Origin of the sequence: Faecalibacterium gallinarum, assembly GCF_022180365.1 — a bacterium.
In the GTDB taxonomy this organism is placed as follows: domain Bacteria; phylum Bacillota; class Clostridia; order Oscillospirales; family Ruminococcaceae; genus Faecalibacterium; species Faecalibacterium gallinarum.
The window spans coordinates 260,486-278,929 of the sequence record NZ_BQKV01000098.1; the positions used below are offsets into that span (position 1 = coordinate 260,486).

Here is an 18,444-nt window from a genome sequence, read left to right on the forward strand (position 1 = left end):
TCCCGGAATGTGTCATGTGGCACAGAAAAAACGCTCCGGCGCTGGTATACTGTACCGCAGAAAGTGAGGATTTTGCATGGAAGGAAAAAATGTTTTCAATGACAGCCATGTGGCCCGGGCCTATTTTAAACTGGCGGTGCCGCTGGTCTGCAGCATGGTGGTGACCCTGATTTATAACCTGGCCGACACATTTTTTGTGGCGCAGACAGGGGACACCAACATCGTGGCCGGCGTCTCGCTGGGGATGCCGGTCTTCACCCTGCTGATGGCCGTCGGCAACATCTTTGGGCAGGGCGGCAGCAGCCTGATCTCCCGCTTGCTGGGCCAACGGGATGAGCAGGGGGTGCGCCGGGCCAGCGCCTTTTGTTTTTACGCCGCTCTGCTGACGGGGGGCGTAATCGGCGCAGTGATGCTGCTGGCCCGCACCCCGCTGGTCTGGCTGCTGGGGGCGAGCGAAGAGACCTTTGCCCATGCCTCTGCCTACTGCTTTTGGCTGGCGGCCGGTGCTCCGGTGATCACCCTGTCCTTTATCCACTCAAACCTTCTGCGGGCCGAGGGGATGAGCAAAGAATCCATGGCGGGCACCATCCTGGGGGCGGTGGCGAATATTATTCTCGACCCCATCTTTATCTCCACTCTGGGGATGGGCGCAGCCGGCGCGGCCATCGCCACCGTCATTGGTTACCTGCTCGCCGATGTGTTTTATGCTGCGGCGGTCATCAAAAAGAGCCGGGTCCTATCGCTGGATCCCCGGCAGATGCTTGTCCCGGCCCAGCACGTCGGGCAGATCATGGGCATTGGCATCCCGGCCGCAGTGGTGAATGTTATGCAAAGCGCAGCCTCTGTCTTAATGAATCAGTTCCTGCTGCCTTACGGCAACGACAAGATCGCCGCTATGGGAATTGTTCTCAAGGTGAGTATGATCGCCCTGCTCCTTCTCACCGGGTTTGCCTTTGGCGGACAGCCGCTGTTCGGCTACTATTATGGCGCGGGGGATAAGCAGCGGTTTCGTTCGCTGCTTCGGTTCTGCCTGGGTTTTATCAGCGGGTCAGCCCTGGTCCTGACCGTCGGTATCTGCCTGGCGGCCCCGGCCCTGATGCGGATTTTTATGGACAACGACAGCATCGTCCGGGACGGTGTGATCATGCTGCGTTGGCAGGTGGTTACCATGATTTTTGTGGGGGCGGTCCTTCTGCTGTCCATCCTGTTTCAGGCCACCGGCAAGGCGGGGGCTGCTTTCGTGCTGTCCATCAGCCGGCAGGGAGTAATCTTTGCGCTGGCCCTGGTGGCCGGGCGTGCTCTGGCGGGATACACCGGCATTTTGGCGGCCCAAGCGGCGGCTGACGCGCTCACCGCTCTTGTCGCGGGAGGGCTGTTCTGCACCCAATTATACCCGGAACTAAAGTAAAAAGAAAGTGTGCCAGAGCGTCCAGACCATCCCGCAGAGCGGGTGGGCTCATCGTGGCACACGATCTCAAAACCTCTCCTTACGGGATGCGATTCCTGCAAGGGGAGGTTTTTCTGTTTTCCCGGTTGTCGTGCAGAATGGTGTAGGCTGGAATTGTGCGGCCTGGGGAACGGTTCGAGCAAACGGATGGCTTTTGCAATACATCCGAGTCGGCAGGAATGTACAAAAACGTCAAGATGAATTTGTTGTACTGCACAAATAAACCCTGTAATGTGGATTTTTTCGGCATTTATTACCGAAAAAGACTTCGTGGACATTGGGGGCACAAATTGGTACACTGGTAACGTCAAAAGAGAGAAACAACCGAGAGGAGCGGGGGAGAGATGAAGATTATTTTCAGGGCGGATGACCTGGGGTTCAGCGAAGGGGTCAACTGCGGGATCTACCGGTCCATTGTCAGTGGGGCCATTACCTGTACCGGCCTGATGCCCAACATGCCCGAAGCAGCAGCCGGTTATGCGCTGGTGAAAGAGACAGGCGTCGAGGTGGGGCAGCACACCAATATCTGTGTCGGGCGCCCCCTCACCGACCCGGCCCGGATCCCTTCTCTGGTTCAGCCCAACGGGATGTTCTGTACCAGTCGTGAGATCCGCTCCCGCAAAGAGGATACCATCGTCCTGGAAGAGGTGGAGCTGGAAATCCAGGCCCAGCTGGACCGGTTCCGCCAAATCACGGGCCGGGACCCGGCCTACTTTGAGGGTCACGCAGTGATGTCGCCCAACTTTTTCCAGGGCTTGCAAAATGTGGCGGCCCGGAATGGCCTGCTTTATTGCGACCCCGTCAACCCCCAGTGGGCGGCGGAATACGGCATCCAGTGCTCTGCCTTTTATCATTTGGACGAAAAGGGCCTTTACGATCCCTGCCGGTATCTGTTCGAGGATGAAGCACAGATAAAAGAAAAAGAGTGTTCGGTTCTGGTGTTCCACCCCGGATATCTGGATCAGTATATTCTGGACCATTCTTCCTATACCCTTATCCGCCCCATGGAGGCGGCGTTCCTGTGCAGTGAGGCGCTGAAACAGTGGATGAAGGAAAATCAGGTACAGCCTATGACCTTTACGGCGCGGGTCAATGAATTTTTGGGAAAGGACGGGAATTGATCGGTATGCTGGATTCAAAGCTGGTGGACCTGTTGGCGAGCCTCTCCGAAACAGAATATTTGACTTCCAAAAGGTTGGCAGACCAGAACGAAACCAGTGACCGGACCGTCCAAACCCGGATACGGGATCTGCGAAAGGAGCTGGAATCTCACGGTGCAACCATCGAGTCCCGCCCACGGCACGGTTATCGACTGGTGGTGCAGGATCGGGAGCGGTATAAGGCCTGGCTTCAGACCGAACAGGCCCGGATGCGTCAGTCTATCCCCAACTCGGTGGAAGAACGGTTCCGATACATGCTGGCCCGTTTTTTGCAGAGCGAAGAATGCTGGAAACTGGAAGATCTGAGCGAGGAGCTCTGTGTCTCCACCAAAACCCTTTCCACCGAGCTCAAGCAGGTGGAGTTTGTGCTGGGGCATTACGATCTGGTCTTGCAGCGTAAACCCCACTATGGGGTGCGGGTCCACGGACACGAGTTTGATAAACGAAAATGCTGTATGGACTATCTGGTCCAGCCCTATTATGGGGCCCTGGATCAGGAGGGGACCCAGGCTAAATTGACGGCTCTGATCGGCGAGGTTTTGCTGGATGTAATGCTCCGGCACCGGGTCAAATTCTCGGAAGCCGCCTTCCAGAACATTGTCTTTTACCTTTATGTGGCCTGCATGCGGACGCGGGAGGGGAATATCATTCGGGAGGCCCGCCCCGACCAGCTGGCCCGGGTGGAGAAGATGCCGGAATATGCCATTGCCCGGATTCTGGTGCAGCAGCTGCGGGAGATGGAGGTGGAGATCGAGCCGGAGCCGGCGGAGCAGCTCTACATTGCCGTCTATATTGCAGGGCGGCGGATTCTGGGCGACGAATACAAACTTCAGTCTAATCCGGTGGTACTCCAGGATATCAACAGCCTCAGCAGCCTTTTGATGAACTGCATCCAAAAGGTTTACAATCTCAACTTTAAGGACAATTTAAACGTCCGTGTTGCCCTGTACAATCATCTGGCCACCTTCCACATCCGGATGACCTACGGCATCCCCATGCCGAACCCCATTTTGGAGGAGATAAAGCAGAATTACCCGTTCGCTTTTGCCATAGCCCAGCGGGCAATGGTGGAGCTGGAACGGTTCTATGGCCGGAAAATTTCAGAGGCCGAGACCGGGTATTTTGCCATCATCCTGGAAATGGCGCTGGAATCCCTGAAAGATGACATCGAGAAGAAGAATATCCTCTTGGTCTGCATGACCGGCAAGGCCAGCAGCCGGTTTTTGGCTTTTCGGTTCCGCAATGAGTTTGGGGTCTATATTAACCGGCTGGATGTGTGCAGCATGTACGAGTTCGAGCAGTACGATCTGAGCGGGATCGACTATGTGTTTACCACGGTGCCTCTGCACACCACGGCCGGAACCCCGATCTATGAGATCGGGAACTTTCTGGACAGCGACGACATTCCCCAGGTCCGGAAAAAGCTGGAGCAGGGGAGCACCGATTTCCTCCGAACGTATTACCGGCCCGAACTGTTTTTCGCCCATGTGACCGGCACCACCCGGGCTGAGGTCATCCGGGAATTGAGCCATCGGCTGGCCCAGGTTTATCCCATCCCGGAGGAAACCTTCTGCGCTTCGGTGCTGGCCCGGGAAGAGCTGGGTGGTACCGACTTTGGCAACCAGGTGGCGATCCCTCACCCGGAGGATTGCTTCTTCCACGAAAACATGGTCTGCGTGGGCATTCTGGATAAACCCATCCTCTGGTCCAGCAATACAGTTCAGCTGGTGGTGATGGTGTCCATCTACGAATCGACTTCGGCTCAGACGCAAAAGTTTTACCAGCTGACCAGCTCGCTGCTTTCGGACCAGCTGCGGGTCAAACGGATTATCAGCCGGAGAGAGTACGAGCACTTCATGAAACTGCTTTTGGAATGATCCAAGGAGGAACAATATGGCATTAGACAGCAATTTCCTGTGGGGCGGCGCAGTGGCTGCCAACCAGTGCGAGGGCGCTTACCGGGAGGACGGAAAGGGCCTGAGCGTGGCGGACGTCCTCACTGCGGGCGACGCCCACACCAAGCGCCGGCTTACGGACGGCATTCTGGAAGGGGAGTATTACCCCAGCCACATCGCCATCGACTTTTATCACCGGTACAAGGAAGATATCCGCCTGTTTGCGGAGATGGGGTTCAAGTGCTTCCGTACCTCCATCGCATGGAGCCGGATTTTCCCCGAGGGGGATGAGGCTTCGCCCAACCCGGCGGGCATCCGGTTCTATCACAACCTCTTTGATGAGTGCCACAAGTACGGCATCGAGCCGGTGGTCACCATCAGCCATTACGAGATGCCGTATGGCCTGGTGAAAAAATACGGGGCCTGGCGGGACCGGCGCCTGGTGGATTTGTTCGAGCGGTACTGCCGGGTGATCTTTACCGAGTACAAGGGCAAAGTCAAATACTGGATGACCTTCAACGAGATCAACGCCATCGAGTTTGGACCCTGGAACCCGGCGGGCCTGGACATCCGCCCCGAGGAAAATCGGACCCAGGTGATCTATCAGGCGGCCCACCACCAGTTTGTGGCCAGCGCCAAGGCAGTGCTGCTGGGCCATGAGATCGACCCGGAAAATCAGATTGGCTGTATGACCCTGTTCGGGGTGGTCTATCCCGAGACCTGCCACCCCCTGGACGCCAAGGCCGCCGACGATATGATGAGCACTATGCTGGCCTTTGCGGATGTGCAGGCCCGGGGCGAATACCCGGCCCGCCTGCTCAATAAGTTGGAGCGGGCAGGGGTTCAGATCACAAAAGCGCCGGGGGATGACACGCTGCTCCGCCGCGGCACCGTGGATTATATCGGCTTCAGCTACTATATGTCCATGGTCCAAGCGGGCCGCCCCACCGAGGCGGGCACTGCCCAGGGCAATGTGGTGGCCGGTGTCAAAAACCCCTATCTGCCCTCCAGCGAGTGGGGCTGGCAGGTGGACCCCATGGGCCTGCGGCTGACCATGCGGCTGTTGTATGAGCGGTACCAGAAACCTCTCTTCATTGTGGAAAACGGCCTCGGTGCGGTGGACACGGTGGAGCCCGACGGTTCCATCAACGACGACTACCGCATCGACTATCTGCGGGAGCATATCAAGGCGTTCAAAGCCGCAGTGGAAGAGGACGGTATTCCTCTAATGGGCTACACCCCCTGGGGCTGCATCGACCTGGTCAGCGCAGGCACCGGCGAGATGAAAAAGCGGTATGGGTTCATCTATGTGGACCGGGACAACGCGGGCAACGGAACATTGGAGCGCCGCCGTAAAAAATCGTTTGATTGGTATAAAAAAGTCATCGCCACCAACGGCGAGGACCTGGATGGAATAAGGAGGAAATGACCCATGGCAGAAATGACCGAACAGGAAGAGATGCAGGTGTTTGAACTGATTACCGCCGCCGGCGGCGCCAAGAGCACCTTTATGGAGGCCTTATACAAGGCCAAAGAGGGCAAGTACGAAGAGGCGGAGGCCCTCTTCAAACAGGGAGACGAGTACTTTATCCAGGGACACCACGCCCACGCCGCCATGATCGAGGCCGAGGGCCAGGGCGTCGAAACCACCGTCCGGCTGGTGCTGGCCCACGCGGAGGATCAGCTGATGAGCGCCGAGCTGACCAAGACCCTGGTGGAAGAGATGATTGCCCTGTATAAGCGGATCGACAAACTGGAGAAACAATAAGTCCGGGCGAACCAGCTGAAAAGCTGTTGAAATGACTAGATCAACGATGGATGGAGGAAAAAGATCATGAAAAAAATTGTTCTACTGTGCAGCAACGGGATGTCCACCAGTATGATGGTGGCCAAGATGAAGGACGCTGCCGCCAAATCCGGCTACGATTGCAGCATTGCCGCTTACGCTTTGTCGGATGCCAAGCAGGTGGCCACCGATGCGGACTGCATCCTGGTGGGCCCTCAGGTCAAACACAAGCTGGGTCAAGTTCAGCAGGATTGCCCCGGTGTTCCTGCGGCGGCCATTGAGATGAAAGATTATGGCATGATGAACGGCGCTGCTGTTCTCAAGGCCGCCCGCAAGATGATGGGCGAGGAGGTCTGAGCCATGGCGAAGAGAAACTTTGTGGAGATGGCCACCAAGCTGAGCGACGTGGTGGGCGGCAACATCTATCTGCGGAGCATTTCCAAAGGCGTTATGCCCAACCTGCCGATCATCATCATTGGCTCTTTTGCCAGCCTGTTTGCGGGTCTGCCCATCCCGTTCTGGCAGTCGTTCATTCAGAGCGCAGGGCTCGTGACCATCCTGAATATGGTGGTGGCGGCTACCACCAATATGCTGGGCGTCTATTTTACCTACGGGATCGCCAAGGCTTATGCGAAAAATCTGGAACTGCAGGCGGATCTGGTCCCCATTCTGGCGATTGTGGCCTACCTGACCCTTTCGCCGCTGGCTGACCCGGAAGCATCCTCTGCGAACTTCGCCTATACATACCTGGGCACCAAGGGTATGATCGTGGGCATCTTCGTGGCCATTTTCACGGTAAAGATTTTTAAGGCGATTGTGGATGCCAAAATCGTCATCAAAATGCCGGAAGGCACCCCCGATTATGTGTCCAATTCCTTTGTTTCCCTGATCCCCGGTTTTGTGGTGATTATCGTGGCCATGGTGGTGCGGGCCCTGTTTGGCCTGACCCCCTGGGGCAATATCTTTGACTGTCTGTATAACCTGCTCCAGATTCCTCTGACCGCCATCATGGGCAACAACGTCATTGCTATGTGCATCTTCCAGCTGATCACCCAGCTGCTGTGGGTGTTCGGCGTCCATCCCGGCTTCCTCGCCAGCCTGACCGGCCCCATCATGTTCGGTCTGGACGGCATGAACCAGGCGGCCTACGCCGCAGGCGAGCCCATCCCCAGCGTTATTGGCATGGCCTTCTCCTACGCCATGACCGTTGCGGTGGTTTATCCGGCCTTTGCGGTGGCGGTCGCTCTCTTCTCCAAGTCCAGCCAGCTGAAAACGGTGGGCAAAATCTCGGTGGCCCCCGCATTCCTGGGCATCTCGGAGCCCCTGATTTTCGGTGTGCCCGTTGTGCTGAATCCCTTTGTGGCCGTTCCCTGGATCATCACCCCGATGCTCAACTTTGTTCTGGGTTATCTGGCCTGCTCTTCGGGCCTGGTGGCAAAGTATGCAGGGGTTACCGTCTTTAACTTCCCCATGGTGGCCACCGGCTTGCTGAATGGCAGCGTCTCCCTGGCCATCATGGAAGTGGTGCTCTTTGTGCTCGATGTTCTGGTTTACATGCCCTTTATTCGGATGCAGGATAAAAAGTATCTTGCGGACGAGGCGTCAGCCGTTGAGGCCGAAGCCGGGCAGGAATCCTAAGCCATCTTCTCTCCTTTATTTCCGCAGCCATGCGGGCGACGCCGTGCGCTGCCTGCATGGCTCCTTTTTTGCCTTTTTGAAATGATTTTGCTTGAAAGGAGTTTCTCTATGCATATCGCAGTTGTATCTCTGGGCGCTTTCGGTCACGTGAACCCTACCCTCTCCCTGGTGACCGAGCTGGTCAACCGGGGCGTCCGGGTGACCTATTTCTCCACCGAGAATTTCAAAAACATCGTCGAGCCCACCGGTGCCAAATTTGTGGCCGTCCCTTCCTGGATGGCCCAGCAGTCCGGCCAGCAGGAGGGCGGCGCCGATGAGGACGTGGGCGCCACCGTGCCCTTCCTCTTTTTAAACGAAGCGGGCGGAGCCATCGACTCCATTCTGGAGGTCCTGAAAGAGGATAAGCCCGACGCCATTGTCCACGACTTCGCGGGCATTGCGGGCACCATCGCCGCCGACGCATTGCATGTCCCCAATGTGATGCTCTACACCAGCTACCCCTCCAACGAGTCCTATTCCATGGCCGCCAGCTTTGAGAGCGTCCCGGCCACTCACCCGCTGCGGGTGGCGGCCGACCAGATCGCCGAAGAGTTCGTGAAAAAATACGGCTGCCGGAAAATGACGGTGAAAGAAATTTTCGACGGCCAGGGGGATTTTAACCTGGTGATGATGCAGAAGCGTCTGGTGCCCCACAACGAGAGCTTTGGGGACAACTTCGTCTTTACCGGCGTCCAGATTGGCAAGCGGACTGCCTTCGGCAGCTGGAAAGCGCCCGACAACGGCAAACCGCTGCTCTATTCCTCTCTGGGCACCGCCTTCAACAACTGGCCCGAGTATTACCCCATCCTGTTTGATGCGGTGCGGGATCTGGACATCAACGTTTTTGCGGCCCTGGGCTCCATCGACCCCGCCAGCCTGAAGGACATCCCCGCCAACGTGGAGGTGGGCCAGATGGTGCCCCAGCTGGACATTCTATCGCAGGCATCGGTGTTCATTACCCACGCGGGGATGGGCGGCACCGGCGAGGCTATCTACTACGGCGTGCCCATGATCGCCATTCCCCAGATGGAGGAGCAGGCCATCACCGCCCGCCAGATCGAGAAACTGGGCCTGGGCACTGCTTTCCTGGATAGAAACGCCATCACCTCGGAGAGTCTGAAAGCCGCCATCGTAAAACTTTTGACCGAGCCCTCCTACAAGGCCACGGCCGAGGAGTTCAGTGAGGATATGAAGCGCCTGGGCGGGGCGGTGGCCTCGGCGGATGCGCTGATGCACTTTCTTGTGAAATAAGGGGGAGGAAAGGCTGTGAAGCGAAACGAGATCTTGGGCCGGATGGGCCTCCGCCTGCCCATGCGCCGGCAGCTGCGGCTCATTGTTTCCAGCGATGTGAAGAACGAGGCGGACGACCAGTTCGCCGTTCTTCACCAGCTGATGACCCCCATTTTTGATGTGAGGGGAGTGGTGGCGGCCCATTTTGAGAGCAAGGCTCCCGGGACCTATACCACCATGGAGAAGAGCTATCAGGAATTGCTTATCCTGATGGAGGCCGCCGGCATGGAGGATGTGCCCATGCTGCGGGGGTGTCTGGGCCCTCTGGAAAGTGAAGCGGACGCCCCCGCCAGTGAAGGGGTGAATTTCATCATTCAGGAGGCTCTGCGGGAGGACCCGCGGCCCCTGTATGTTACGGTGCAGGGGGCGCTGACCGATGTGGCCGCCGCCATCAACCGGTGCCCGGAGATCGCGGGGCGGATGACGGTGGTCTGGATCGGCGGCGGGGCCTACCCCCAGGGCGGGAAGGAATTCAATCTGATTCAGGATTTGTATGCCGCCCGGGTGGTTTTTGGCTCGGAGGTGAATCTGTGGCAGATCCCCCTGAACGCTTATGGCACCGTGGAAGTGACCATGGCGGAATTGGCCTGGAAAGTCCGCCCTTGCGGCGCGCCGGGGCGGTATCTCTATGATGAAATCGAAGCTTATAACCTGAGCGAAGCCGACCCCTATCCGCTGCGAAAAGGGGAAAACTGGAACTTGGGGGATTCGCCGGTGGTAGCCGCGCTGCTTCAGTGCGATTGGCGGGGCAACTTCCATCCGGGCCGCGCGCCCTATATCCAGGACGACTTTACCTACCGGGAAGACCCGGAGGGAAAACTCATCCGCATCTATGACAGTATAGACGTTCGCTTTTTGCTGGAGGACTTTTTCTCAAAACTGGCGCTGTGTTATGGGCGTGATCCGGTGCCGGGGACCATGGACATCCAAGGAGGTTGCGCTCGATGAAGAAACCCGCGGTAAACCCCTATCTTCCCGCCTGGGAGTATGTCCCGGACGGGGAACCCCATATTTTTGAGGGGCGTTTGTATGTGTTCGGCAGCCACGACGAGAACGGCGGAAATGAGTTTTGCCTGGGGGATTATGTGGGCTGGAGCGCCCCGCTGGACGATTTGGGAAACTGGCGTTACGAAGGGGTAATCTATCGCAAAGAGCAGGACCCCCAGCAGCAGGACCCCACGATTCCATCCTTATCCACCCGGGCGGGCAAACCCCATCTGATTTTTGCGCCGGACGTGGCACGCGGCCCCGATGGGCGGTACTATCTGTACTATTCCATGGATTTGTCGGGGGTTGTGTCGGTGGCGGTCTGTGACCAGCCGGCGGGCCGGTATGAATACTGGGGCAAGGTTGCCTGCCCCGATGGTACGGTTCCCAAGGATTTTGTCTGGTTCGATCCGGCTGTTTTGGTGGAGGATTCGGGCATTTATCTCTATTCCGGCAGTGCGCCCACCAAGCATTACCCCGGGATGCCGGAAAAGATCCCTGGGGCCATGGTGGTACGGCTGGCAGAGGATATGAAGACCATTGTCTCGGAGCCGGTGTGTGTGGCCAACGGCCCTGAAACGGCCCAAGGCACCAGTTTTGAGGAGCACCCTTTCTTTGAGGCCTCCAGCATCCGGCATTTTGGGGCGTGGTATTACTTCGTTTATTCCAGCCTCCAGGGCCATGAGCTGTGCTACGCCATGTCCCGCAGACCGGAGGGCCCATTTACCTATAAAGGGGTGTTGGTCTCCAATGGCGATCTGGGGCGGGAGGGCAACCAGCAGCCCCAGTACTATATGGGCAACAACCATGGCGGCATGGAACAGATCGGCGGCAGATATTATATTTTCTGGCACCGCCACACCCACGGCGGCCAGTTCAGCCGTCAGGGCTGCGCCGATGAGATCCTCCTTCAGCCGGATGGAACCTTCCGCCAGGCGGAGATTACCAGCTGCGGCCTGAACGGCGGGCCTCTGCCTGCCAGAGAGCAGCGTTACCCTGCCAGCATTGCCTGCTGCCTGCAAGGCCCCGACAAGGAAAAGATGAAGCAGCTTCTGCCCCTCCAGCCCCAGCACCGGACCGAGACGGACATCCCCTATGTGAACGGCGCAAAGGAACCCGGCCACCCGGAAGGCTACCGCTCCTGGCTGGAAAATCTTCGCCCGGGGAGCGTATTTGGGTTTAAGTATTTTGACTTTGGAGCGGGCTGCGTCATCCTCTCCATGACCCTGCGGGGCCAGGGCCAAGTGACACTTCATCTGGATGCCCCGGAGAGTCCGGCCCTGGCAGAGCTGGCCGCCGACAGTGATGTGTGGGTCACCGTACAGACAGAAGTTCCGTCCTTGACCGGGGTTCACAGCGTCTACTTTACTGTATCGGGCCGGGAGGCGGCTCGTCTGGATTGCGCAGATCTCTGCTTTGAATGAGAGCGTTTGAAAAAACGGAAAGGAGGAAACAGGAATGCGCGTCATTATGGTCATGTTTGACACCCTGACCCGCAAGTTTCTGCCCAATTACGGCAACGATTGGGTTCAGGCACCCAACTTCCAGCGCCTGGCAGAACATTGCACCCGGTTTGATCGTTTTTACGGGGGCAGCATGCCCTGCATGCCGGCCCGCCGGGAATTGCATACCGGCAAATACAATTTTTTGCGCAGGGGATGGGGCCCGCTGGAACCCTTTGACCGTTCGGTGATGGAGGTGCTGAAACAAAACGGAATCTATACCCATCTGGTTACCGATCATTCCCACTACTGGGAGGACGGCGGGGCCACCTATCACAACCGGTACAATAGCTGGGAGGGGTTCCGCGGCCAGGAAAACGACTGCTTTGTGCCCAGCGACATTCTGCCGGAAATGCCGGCGCCCTACTGCGCCCTGAGCAAAACGGGGAAATCTTTACAGCAGCATTACCGCAACCGGACCCGGCAGCCGACCCGGGAAACCATGCCCAGCGTACAAACCTTCCAGGCGGGCCTGGATTTTTTGGCCGAGCACAAAGATCGGGACAACTGGTTTTTACAGATTGAAGCCTTTGATCCCCATGAACCCTTCTATGTGCCGGAACAGTACCGCAAACGCTATGGCCTGCCGGACCAGGAGACCTTGTTCTGGCCTAAATATGGCCAGCTGCCGGAAGGCAACTATAAGGAAGCTCTGGAAAATGGGGCAAAAGAATACGCGGCCCTTTTGACTCTCTGCGACGAAAATCTGGGCCGCGTGCTGGACTTTATGGATGCCCACGATATGTGGAAGGACACTGCCCTCATGGTCAACACAGACCACGGCTTTTTGCTGGGGGAACATGAGTGGTTGGGGAAGAATTTTCCGCCCCTGTATGAGGAGATCGTCCATCTGCCCTTTTTTCTGCACCTGCCGGGCGTGGCGGAAGGGGGCAGATGCAACCAGCTGTGCGCTACGGTGGACCTTGTGCCCACCCTGCTGGAGGTATTCGGGTGTGACCCGGAACCAATGGGGGAGATGGACGGCCGGTCCATCCTGCCGGCACTGACCCAGGGCAAACCGGTCCGGGAACAGGCCCTGTTTGGGGTACACGGCAGCTCTACGGGTTACACCGATGGAGACCATGTGTTTATCAAGGCGAATCTCCCGGGCAATGGACCGCTGTATGAATACACCATGATGCCCACCAATATTTGCGGCTTTTTCTCGGCAGAGCAGCTGGCCCGGGCAGAGATGACCCCCGGCTGCCGGATGACCAACGGCCTGCCCTGCATGAAAATCCCGGCCTTCTCGTTCTACCACGCGGAAAAATTTGGCGACAGACTCTACGATTTGAGAGTGGATCCGGCGGAGCAGAACAACATCCTGACGGACCAAAACCGCGGGGAGTGGGAGGAAAGATTGGCCCGGGCGCTCCAGGAGGCAGATGCCCCTGCGGAAGAGTATGAGCGTCTGGGGATAAAGCAGACGCAGGAATAAATACGAAACTTCCACAAGATAGGAGCGCTGCGAGGGCCGGGTCATTTAAGCCCAATTACGAAAATAACGATGGCCGCGACGGGCAGAACGGTCCAGGAGATGTACCGGCCCGTAATCTCCCATTCGGAGGGCTCCACATTCTCCACATTTTGCACCCGGAACATCAGTTGCCAACGGAACAGCTCGTCTGCAAACAAGATGGAAATGGCGGTAACAACGCAGAAGAATACCCCACCAAACCAGCCGGCCCCTTCGCCTTTGTGGGTCAGCTCCGGGCCGGCCATCAAATTCAATAGATCCGAAACGGTGGGCTCCATGGGATCGACGGTGTGCCCATATTGGTTTACAACCCTCCCGTCGCTCATAGTCGCAAAAATCGAAAGGGTTTCCGGGCTGCCATCTTCATTGTACAATACGCGAAGATTCCCAAGGTCTAACATTGCGCCCCGGAACATAATCTCGTCGCCGCGGAGAATCTCAATGCCGGTCATGGATTCGGCGTGGTCGTTCCCTTTGGGGATGGCGGATGCATCTTCCCGGGCGGTATAGGGCCCATAGGTTTTATCTCCGTACTGAAATAAGATAGTCTTATCTGGGGACACGGTAAACCGCGCCAGCTGGCCCTCAATTTTGCCGGAATAGACTGTGGAACCCTCTTCCTGGCTTGGGATCAGGATGGTGTCCTTGTACGCAAAACCTTTGCGGGAAAATGCGATGAAATACAATATACTGAACAGAGCGGTCATTGCGGCCAAAATCAGCAAAACAATCTTTTGGTATTGGTTCAGGGATTGGAACTTTGTCATAAGCACACCCTCTTTCTGTGCATTTCCCAGGCAGAAAATCGAATCGACGCAGCTTCGTGAAATGCTGTGAATTCAGTATAGCATGAAGCAGGAAAAAAGAAAAGAAGGTAGAAAGGCCCCGGCGCGTTCTGCGCGGGGGTCTTTCTTATGGAAAGATGCGGGAGAATACGTCAGACGCGGGGGACAGCCGAACTTGTCTGAGGAGCGGACGGACCAGAAGACTTTAAACACGATGCACGAAAAACAAAATCACTTTTTGTCGGTTTTGCGAATGGACAACCCGGCCATTCTTTTGGTAGTATAATGGCCGTAAACAAAACTAGCCGTTACTCCTCTGGAGGCGCTACTAGCAGTACAGGGTTATCGCCTTTTTAAAAAGGCGAGCTGTTCTGTGTGGTAGTCCGCTCCGGGGGTTTTTTTTATCTGGAAAGGAGCCGCACCCGGCATGAAAATCATTCGCAAAATCAACAACAACGCTGCGGTTGCACAGGACAGAAAAGGCCGTGAGATGGTGGTGCTGGGGCGCGGAGTGGGGTTTGGCACAATGCCCTATGAGTTGACAGACCTTTCCCGGATTTATCGTACATTTTACGATGTGGATCCGCGCTACTTTGACGCATTGGCGGAGCTGCCCCAGGACGTTGTGCTGGCAAGCGCCGATATTGTGGAGCAGGCCGAAATCGCTTTGGACGGCGAACTGAACCCCAACCTTACTTTTACCCTGGCGGATCACATCGCCTTTGCCATCCAGCGGGAGAAAAAGGGGATTGCCCTGGCGATGCCACTGGTTTACGACGTAAAACGTTTGTATCCCAAAGAAAGTGAACTGGGAATCCGGGCGCTGGAGATTGTCCGCCTGCGCACAGGTACGAGTTTGCCGGACGCAGAGGGCGTGAGCATTGCGCTGCATTTAATCAACGCCGAGCTGGAGGGCAGCAACATGCACACAATGCTGACCGCCTTCAATGTGCTGGAAGAACTGACCGCCATCGTGGAACAGCGGCTGGGCATAAAGCTCTGCCGGGAAGGCTATAACTACGCCCGCTTTGCCATGCACCTGCAATTTTTGGTCCAGCGGTTGCAGACAGGCCGTCCGGCTCAGGACGAAAGCGGCAGCCTGTTGGAGCAGACCGCCCAGGAATACCCCCAGATCTATGCTTGTGCCTGCGCCCTGGCGCACCACTTGCAGGAGCGGTACGGCTGGCAGTGCAGCCGCAATGAGATTCTCTACCTGATGCTGCATATCCATCGGGTGCAGAATCGGGAAGAAGACTGATGTTTTCCAACACGGAACAGACCTGTTCCGTATCGTTTGTTTTTATTTTAGTATGTTCCCGCTGGTTTGGCGCGCATCTGGCGGTAACAGATACAACCAATCCCTAGGAGGTCCCATAATATGGATCGTGAACAGTTTTTGGCACAGCTTCTGCCGCTGATCGGCGGCCAGGATAATGTCAGTTGGCATGAATTTCGGCAGGACAATTTGTATGTCACGCTGAAAGACGCCAGCCTGGCGGAATCGGACGCGGTGCGTAAACTGCCCGGTGTTGTATCGGTTACAGAAGGCCGCAGCCGTCTCACCCTCCGTTTTGGGACCCTCCGCAAACAAGAGGAGGCAACCATTATGTCAAAAGCGAAAAATCAGTCCGATTACACTACCTTGGTGCAGACCATTGTGGAGAAGATCGGCGGAAAAGGGAACATTGTGCGGGCAACCCATTGCATTACCCGTCTCCGTTTTACCCTGGCAGATACCTCTAAAGCCGACAAGGAAGCCATCAAGAAGATTCCCGGCGTGGCGGGCTGCGTGGACAACGCGGGCCAGTTTCAGGTCATCATCGGCCCCCATGTGGTGGAAGTGTACGATGCGCTGATCGCCTATACGGGGCTGAAAAGCGAAGCCGCAGTGGAGCCGGAGGAAGAAAACGCCAAAAAGAGAAACATTTTCTCCCGTTTGGTGGACACCATGGCCAGCATCGTTATGCCCATGATCGGCCCCCTGGCCGGCGCCGGTATGATTAAGGCGATTCTGTCGGTTCTGACCCAGTTCGAGCTCATCAGCTCCAGCTCCCAGACTTACCAGATCTTCTACCTGGTAGCGGACGGCGTGTTTTATTATATGCCCTTTTTCCTGGCCTTCTCTGCCGGCAAAAAGTTTAAGTGCAACCCCTATCTGTCCTTGATTTTCGCGGCCATGCTGGTCCACCCCAACTATATGGCCCTCAAAGAGGCGGGCGAGGCCGTCAAGCTGTTTGATTTCCTGCCTGTTACCCTGGCCAGCTATACTTCCAGCGTGGTGCCCGTCATCCTGATTGTCTATTTCCAGTCCATTGTCGAAAAATTCTTCACGCGGTATACGCCCAAGGCCATCAAGGTGTTCTTTGTGCCCATGGTTACCATCCTGGTCACGGTCCCGGTGGGCTTTGTAGTTCTGGGCCCCTTGGGTTCCATCCTGGGCAACTATCTGGCCGCCGCCTTTACCGCGATGGATGCCTATGTGGGCTGGCTGGTTCCCACCCTCGTGGGCGGTCTGTGCCCGCTGCTGGTTATGACCGGCATGCACTATGCCGTGGGCAGCGCCCAGTCCATCCAGCGTGCCACTATGGGATATGCCACCATTCTGGCTCCCGGTATGGTGTGCAGCAATATGGCCCAGTCGGCTGCCACCTTTGGCGTCGCGCTCAAGACCAAAAACAAGGAGCTCAAGACCTTGGCTTCCACGGTGGGCGTCACGGCGCTGTGCGGCATTACCGAGCCGACTCTGTACGGCGTGGGCCTCAAGTATAAGCGGCCGCTGTACTGCGCAATGGCCGGCGGCGCCCTGGGCGGCCTGTACGCCGGCATCATGCATGTGAAACAGTGGGCCTACGGCACCTCCACCATCTTTGCGCTGCCGGTTTATCTGGGCGAGGACAACTCTTTCCCGCACATCTGCATCGCCGTAGCCATTGCCATGGCCAGCGCATTCATCCTCTCGTACATTACCCACAAAGACCCTGTGGAGGAACTCGCAGGGCAGGAGAAGTAAACCATGAGTTTTCCGCAGAATTTTCTTTGGGGCGGTGCACTGGCGGCCAACCAGTGCGAGGGCGCCTACCAGGAAGACGGCAAGGGGCTGTCCCAGCAGGACGTGATGCCCCGGGGGGTACAGGGGCCGGTGACGGCTGGCCCTACCCCGGACAACCTGAAACTGATCGGCACCGATTTTTATCACCGGTATGAACAGGACATCGCACTGTTGGCGGAAATGGGGTTTCGGGTCTTCCGCTTCTCCATCGCCTGGAGCCGCATCTATCCCACCGGGCTGGAGACGACCCCCAACGAGGCGGGCCTGCAATTCTATGACAAGGTAATTGATACCTGTCTGCGCTATGGAATCCAGCCGCTGATTACCCTGTCGCATTACGAGATGCCGTTGGAATTGTGCCGTGTATACGATGGGTTCCGCTCCCGAAAGACCATCGACTGTTTTGTCCGCTACGCCCAGACGGTGCTGCGGCGCTACCACGATCGGGTGCGGTACTGGCTGACCTTCAACGAGATCAACGTAACCCTGATTTCGCCCTTGCTGGGGGCCGGGGTCATGACCCCGAAAAGGGAGCTGACCGCCCAAGATCGTTACCAGGCAGCCCACCACCAGCTGGTGGCCAGCGCCCTGGTCACCCGGTTTGCCCACGAGCTGGACCCGGAGCTGCGGATCGGCTGTATGGCGGCTTCGGCCCCCCGGTATCCCATGACTTGTGCGCCGGATGATGTGATGACGGCCATGCTCTCCCAGCAGGAGCTGGATTACTTTATCACTGTCCACTGCATCGGGGAATATCCCTACTATGCCCAGCGGCTCTGGCGGGAAAATGGCGTTTCCCTGGAGATTACCCCAGAGGACCGGGAGGCGCTGCGTCACACGGTGGACTTTATCTCCTTCAGCTATTACAGCAGCAAGGTGGTGGCGGCCGATGAGAGCCGGTATGCCATGGCCAACGGGAACATCATGCGAGGGCTCAAAAACCCCTATGTGCCGGTGTCGGATTACAATTATCCCATTGACCCGGAAGGTCTGCGCTACATCTTAAACTACCTGTACGACCGTTTCCATAAACCGCTGTTTGTGGCAGAAAATGGCATCGGCGCCCGTGAAACGCTCATCCGTCTGCCCGATGGAACCCTGACGGTGGACGACCAGGCTCGTATTGATTTCCACCGGGAACATATCCGGGCCATGGAGCGGGCTCTGGAGGATGGGGTGGATGTCTTCGGATACACCAGCTGGGGACCCATCGACTGCGTCAGCGCCGCTTCGGCCGAGATGACCAAGCGTTACGGCTTTGTGTATGTAGACCGAAATCAGGATGGCAGTGGTACACTGGAGCGGTACCGCAAGAAATCCTTCTACTGGTATAAAAAGGTGATCGTTACCAATGGCGCGGATTTAGACTAAACCTGCGAAAAATCACAA

The 18,444-nt window shown here is 57.1% G+C and carries 15 protein-coding genes; 14 read left to right on the top strand and 1 reads right to left on the bottom strand.

Translation table 11 applies throughout. The annotated features are described in order from the left end of the window. Positions 1-76: 76 nt before the first annotated feature. The 11 genes from JCM17207_RS11795 to JCM17207_RS11845 all read left to right on the top strand — a co-directional run bounded on the left by JCM17207_RS11795 (position 77) and on the right by JCM17207_RS11845 (position 13,182). Positions 77-1,408 (top strand): MATE family efflux transporter, encoded by a 1,332-nt coding sequence (locus tag JCM17207_RS11795; RefSeq protein WP_238317825.1) that lies wholly within the window; start codon positions 77-79, stop codon positions 1,406-1,408. A 383-nt stretch (positions 1,409-1,791) separates the two neighbouring features. Beyond that, on the top strand, positions 1,792-2,568 hold the full coding sequence (locus tag JCM17207_RS11800) for a ChbG/HpnK family deacetylase (RefSeq protein WP_238317826.1): 777 nt from the start codon (positions 1,792-1,794) through the stop codon (positions 2,566-2,568). Between the two features lie 5 nt (positions 2,569-2,573). Continuing rightward, a complete protein-coding gene (locus tag JCM17207_RS11805) occupies positions 2,574-4,484 on the top strand; it encodes a BglG family transcription antiterminator (protein ID WP_238317827.1) in 1,911 nt (636 codons plus the stop codon). 16 nt (positions 4,485-4,500) lie between these two features. After that, positions 4,501-5,931, top strand: a complete 1,431-nt coding sequence (locus JCM17207_RS11810) for a 6-phospho-beta-glucosidase (protein WP_238317828.1) — start codon at positions 4,501-4,503, stop codon at positions 5,929-5,931. A 3-nt stretch (positions 5,932-5,934) separates the two neighbouring features. After that, positions 5,935-6,270 carry a PTS sugar transporter subunit IIA gene (locus JCM17207_RS11815; RefSeq protein WP_238317829.1) on the top strand — a complete coding sequence of 112 codons (336 nt, stop codon included), beginning with the start codon at positions 5,935-5,937 and terminating at the stop codon, positions 6,268-6,270. 66 nt (positions 6,271-6,336) lie between these two features. After that, the gene (locus JCM17207_RS11820) at positions 6,337-6,645 is read left to right on the top strand and encodes a PTS sugar transporter subunit IIB (RefSeq protein ID WP_238317830.1); all 309 of its coding nucleotides are present in this window, start codon (positions 6,337-6,339) and stop codon (positions 6,643-6,645) included. Positions 6,646-6,648: 3 nt separating this feature from the next. Further along, on the top strand, positions 6,649-7,926 hold the full coding sequence (locus JCM17207_RS11825; protein ID WP_238317831.1) for a PTS sugar transporter subunit IIC: 1,278 nt from the start codon (positions 6,649-6,651) through the stop codon (positions 7,924-7,926). Between the two features lie 108 nt (positions 7,927-8,034). After that, on the top strand, positions 8,035-9,216 hold the full coding sequence (locus tag JCM17207_RS11830) for a macrolide family glycosyltransferase (RefSeq protein WP_238317832.1): 1,182 nt from the start codon (positions 8,035-8,037) through the stop codon (positions 9,214-9,216). Positions 9,217-9,231: 15 nt separating this feature from the next. Further along, positions 9,232-10,203 (top strand): nucleoside hydrolase, encoded by a 972-nt coding sequence (locus JCM17207_RS11835; RefSeq protein ID WP_238317833.1) that lies wholly within the window; start codon positions 9,232-9,234, stop codon positions 10,201-10,203. Beyond that, the gene (locus JCM17207_RS11840) at positions 10,200-11,666 is read left to right on the top strand and encodes a family 43 glycosylhydrolase (RefSeq protein ID WP_238317834.1); all 1,467 of its coding nucleotides are present in this window, start codon (positions 10,200-10,202) and stop codon (positions 11,664-11,666) included. Before JCM17207_RS11835 ends, JCM17207_RS11840 begins: the two co-directional genes overlap by 4 nt. A 34-nt stretch (positions 11,667-11,700) precedes the next feature. Then, positions 11,701-13,182 (top strand): sulfatase family protein, encoded by a 1,482-nt coding sequence (locus tag JCM17207_RS11845; RefSeq protein ID WP_238317835.1) that lies wholly within the window; start codon positions 11,701-11,703, stop codon positions 13,180-13,182. 41 nt (positions 13,183-13,223) lie between these two features. On the opposite strand, the gene JCM17207_RS11850 is transcribed toward JCM17207_RS11845, so the two are convergent. Next, on the bottom strand, positions 13,224-13,988 hold the full coding sequence (locus tag JCM17207_RS11850; protein WP_238317836.1) for a hypothetical protein: 765 nt from the start codon (positions 13,986-13,988) through the stop codon (positions 13,224-13,226). 445 nt (positions 13,989-14,433) lie between these two features. Here JCM17207_RS11850 and JCM17207_RS11855 point away from each other — a divergent pair, with 445 nt between their 5' ends. The 3 genes from JCM17207_RS11855 (at position 14,434) to JCM17207_RS11865 (ending at position 18,426) form a co-directional block, all read left to right on the top strand. Then, positions 14,434-15,264, top strand: a complete 831-nt coding sequence (locus JCM17207_RS11855; protein WP_238317837.1) for a PRD domain-containing protein — start codon at positions 14,434-14,436, stop codon at positions 15,262-15,264. 120 nt (positions 15,265-15,384) lie between these two features. Beyond that, positions 15,385-17,016: a PTS transporter subunit EIIC gene (locus JCM17207_RS11860; RefSeq protein WP_238317838.1), complete on the top strand. Its 1,632-nt coding sequence runs from the start codon at positions 15,385-15,387 to the stop codon at positions 17,014-17,016. A gap of 3 nt (positions 17,017-17,019) precedes the next feature. Beyond that, entirely contained in the window at positions 17,020-18,426 is a 1,407-nt protein-coding gene (locus tag JCM17207_RS11865; RefSeq protein ID WP_238317839.1) for a glycoside hydrolase family 1 protein, read from the top strand. Positions 18,427-18,444 lie beyond the last annotated feature (18 nt).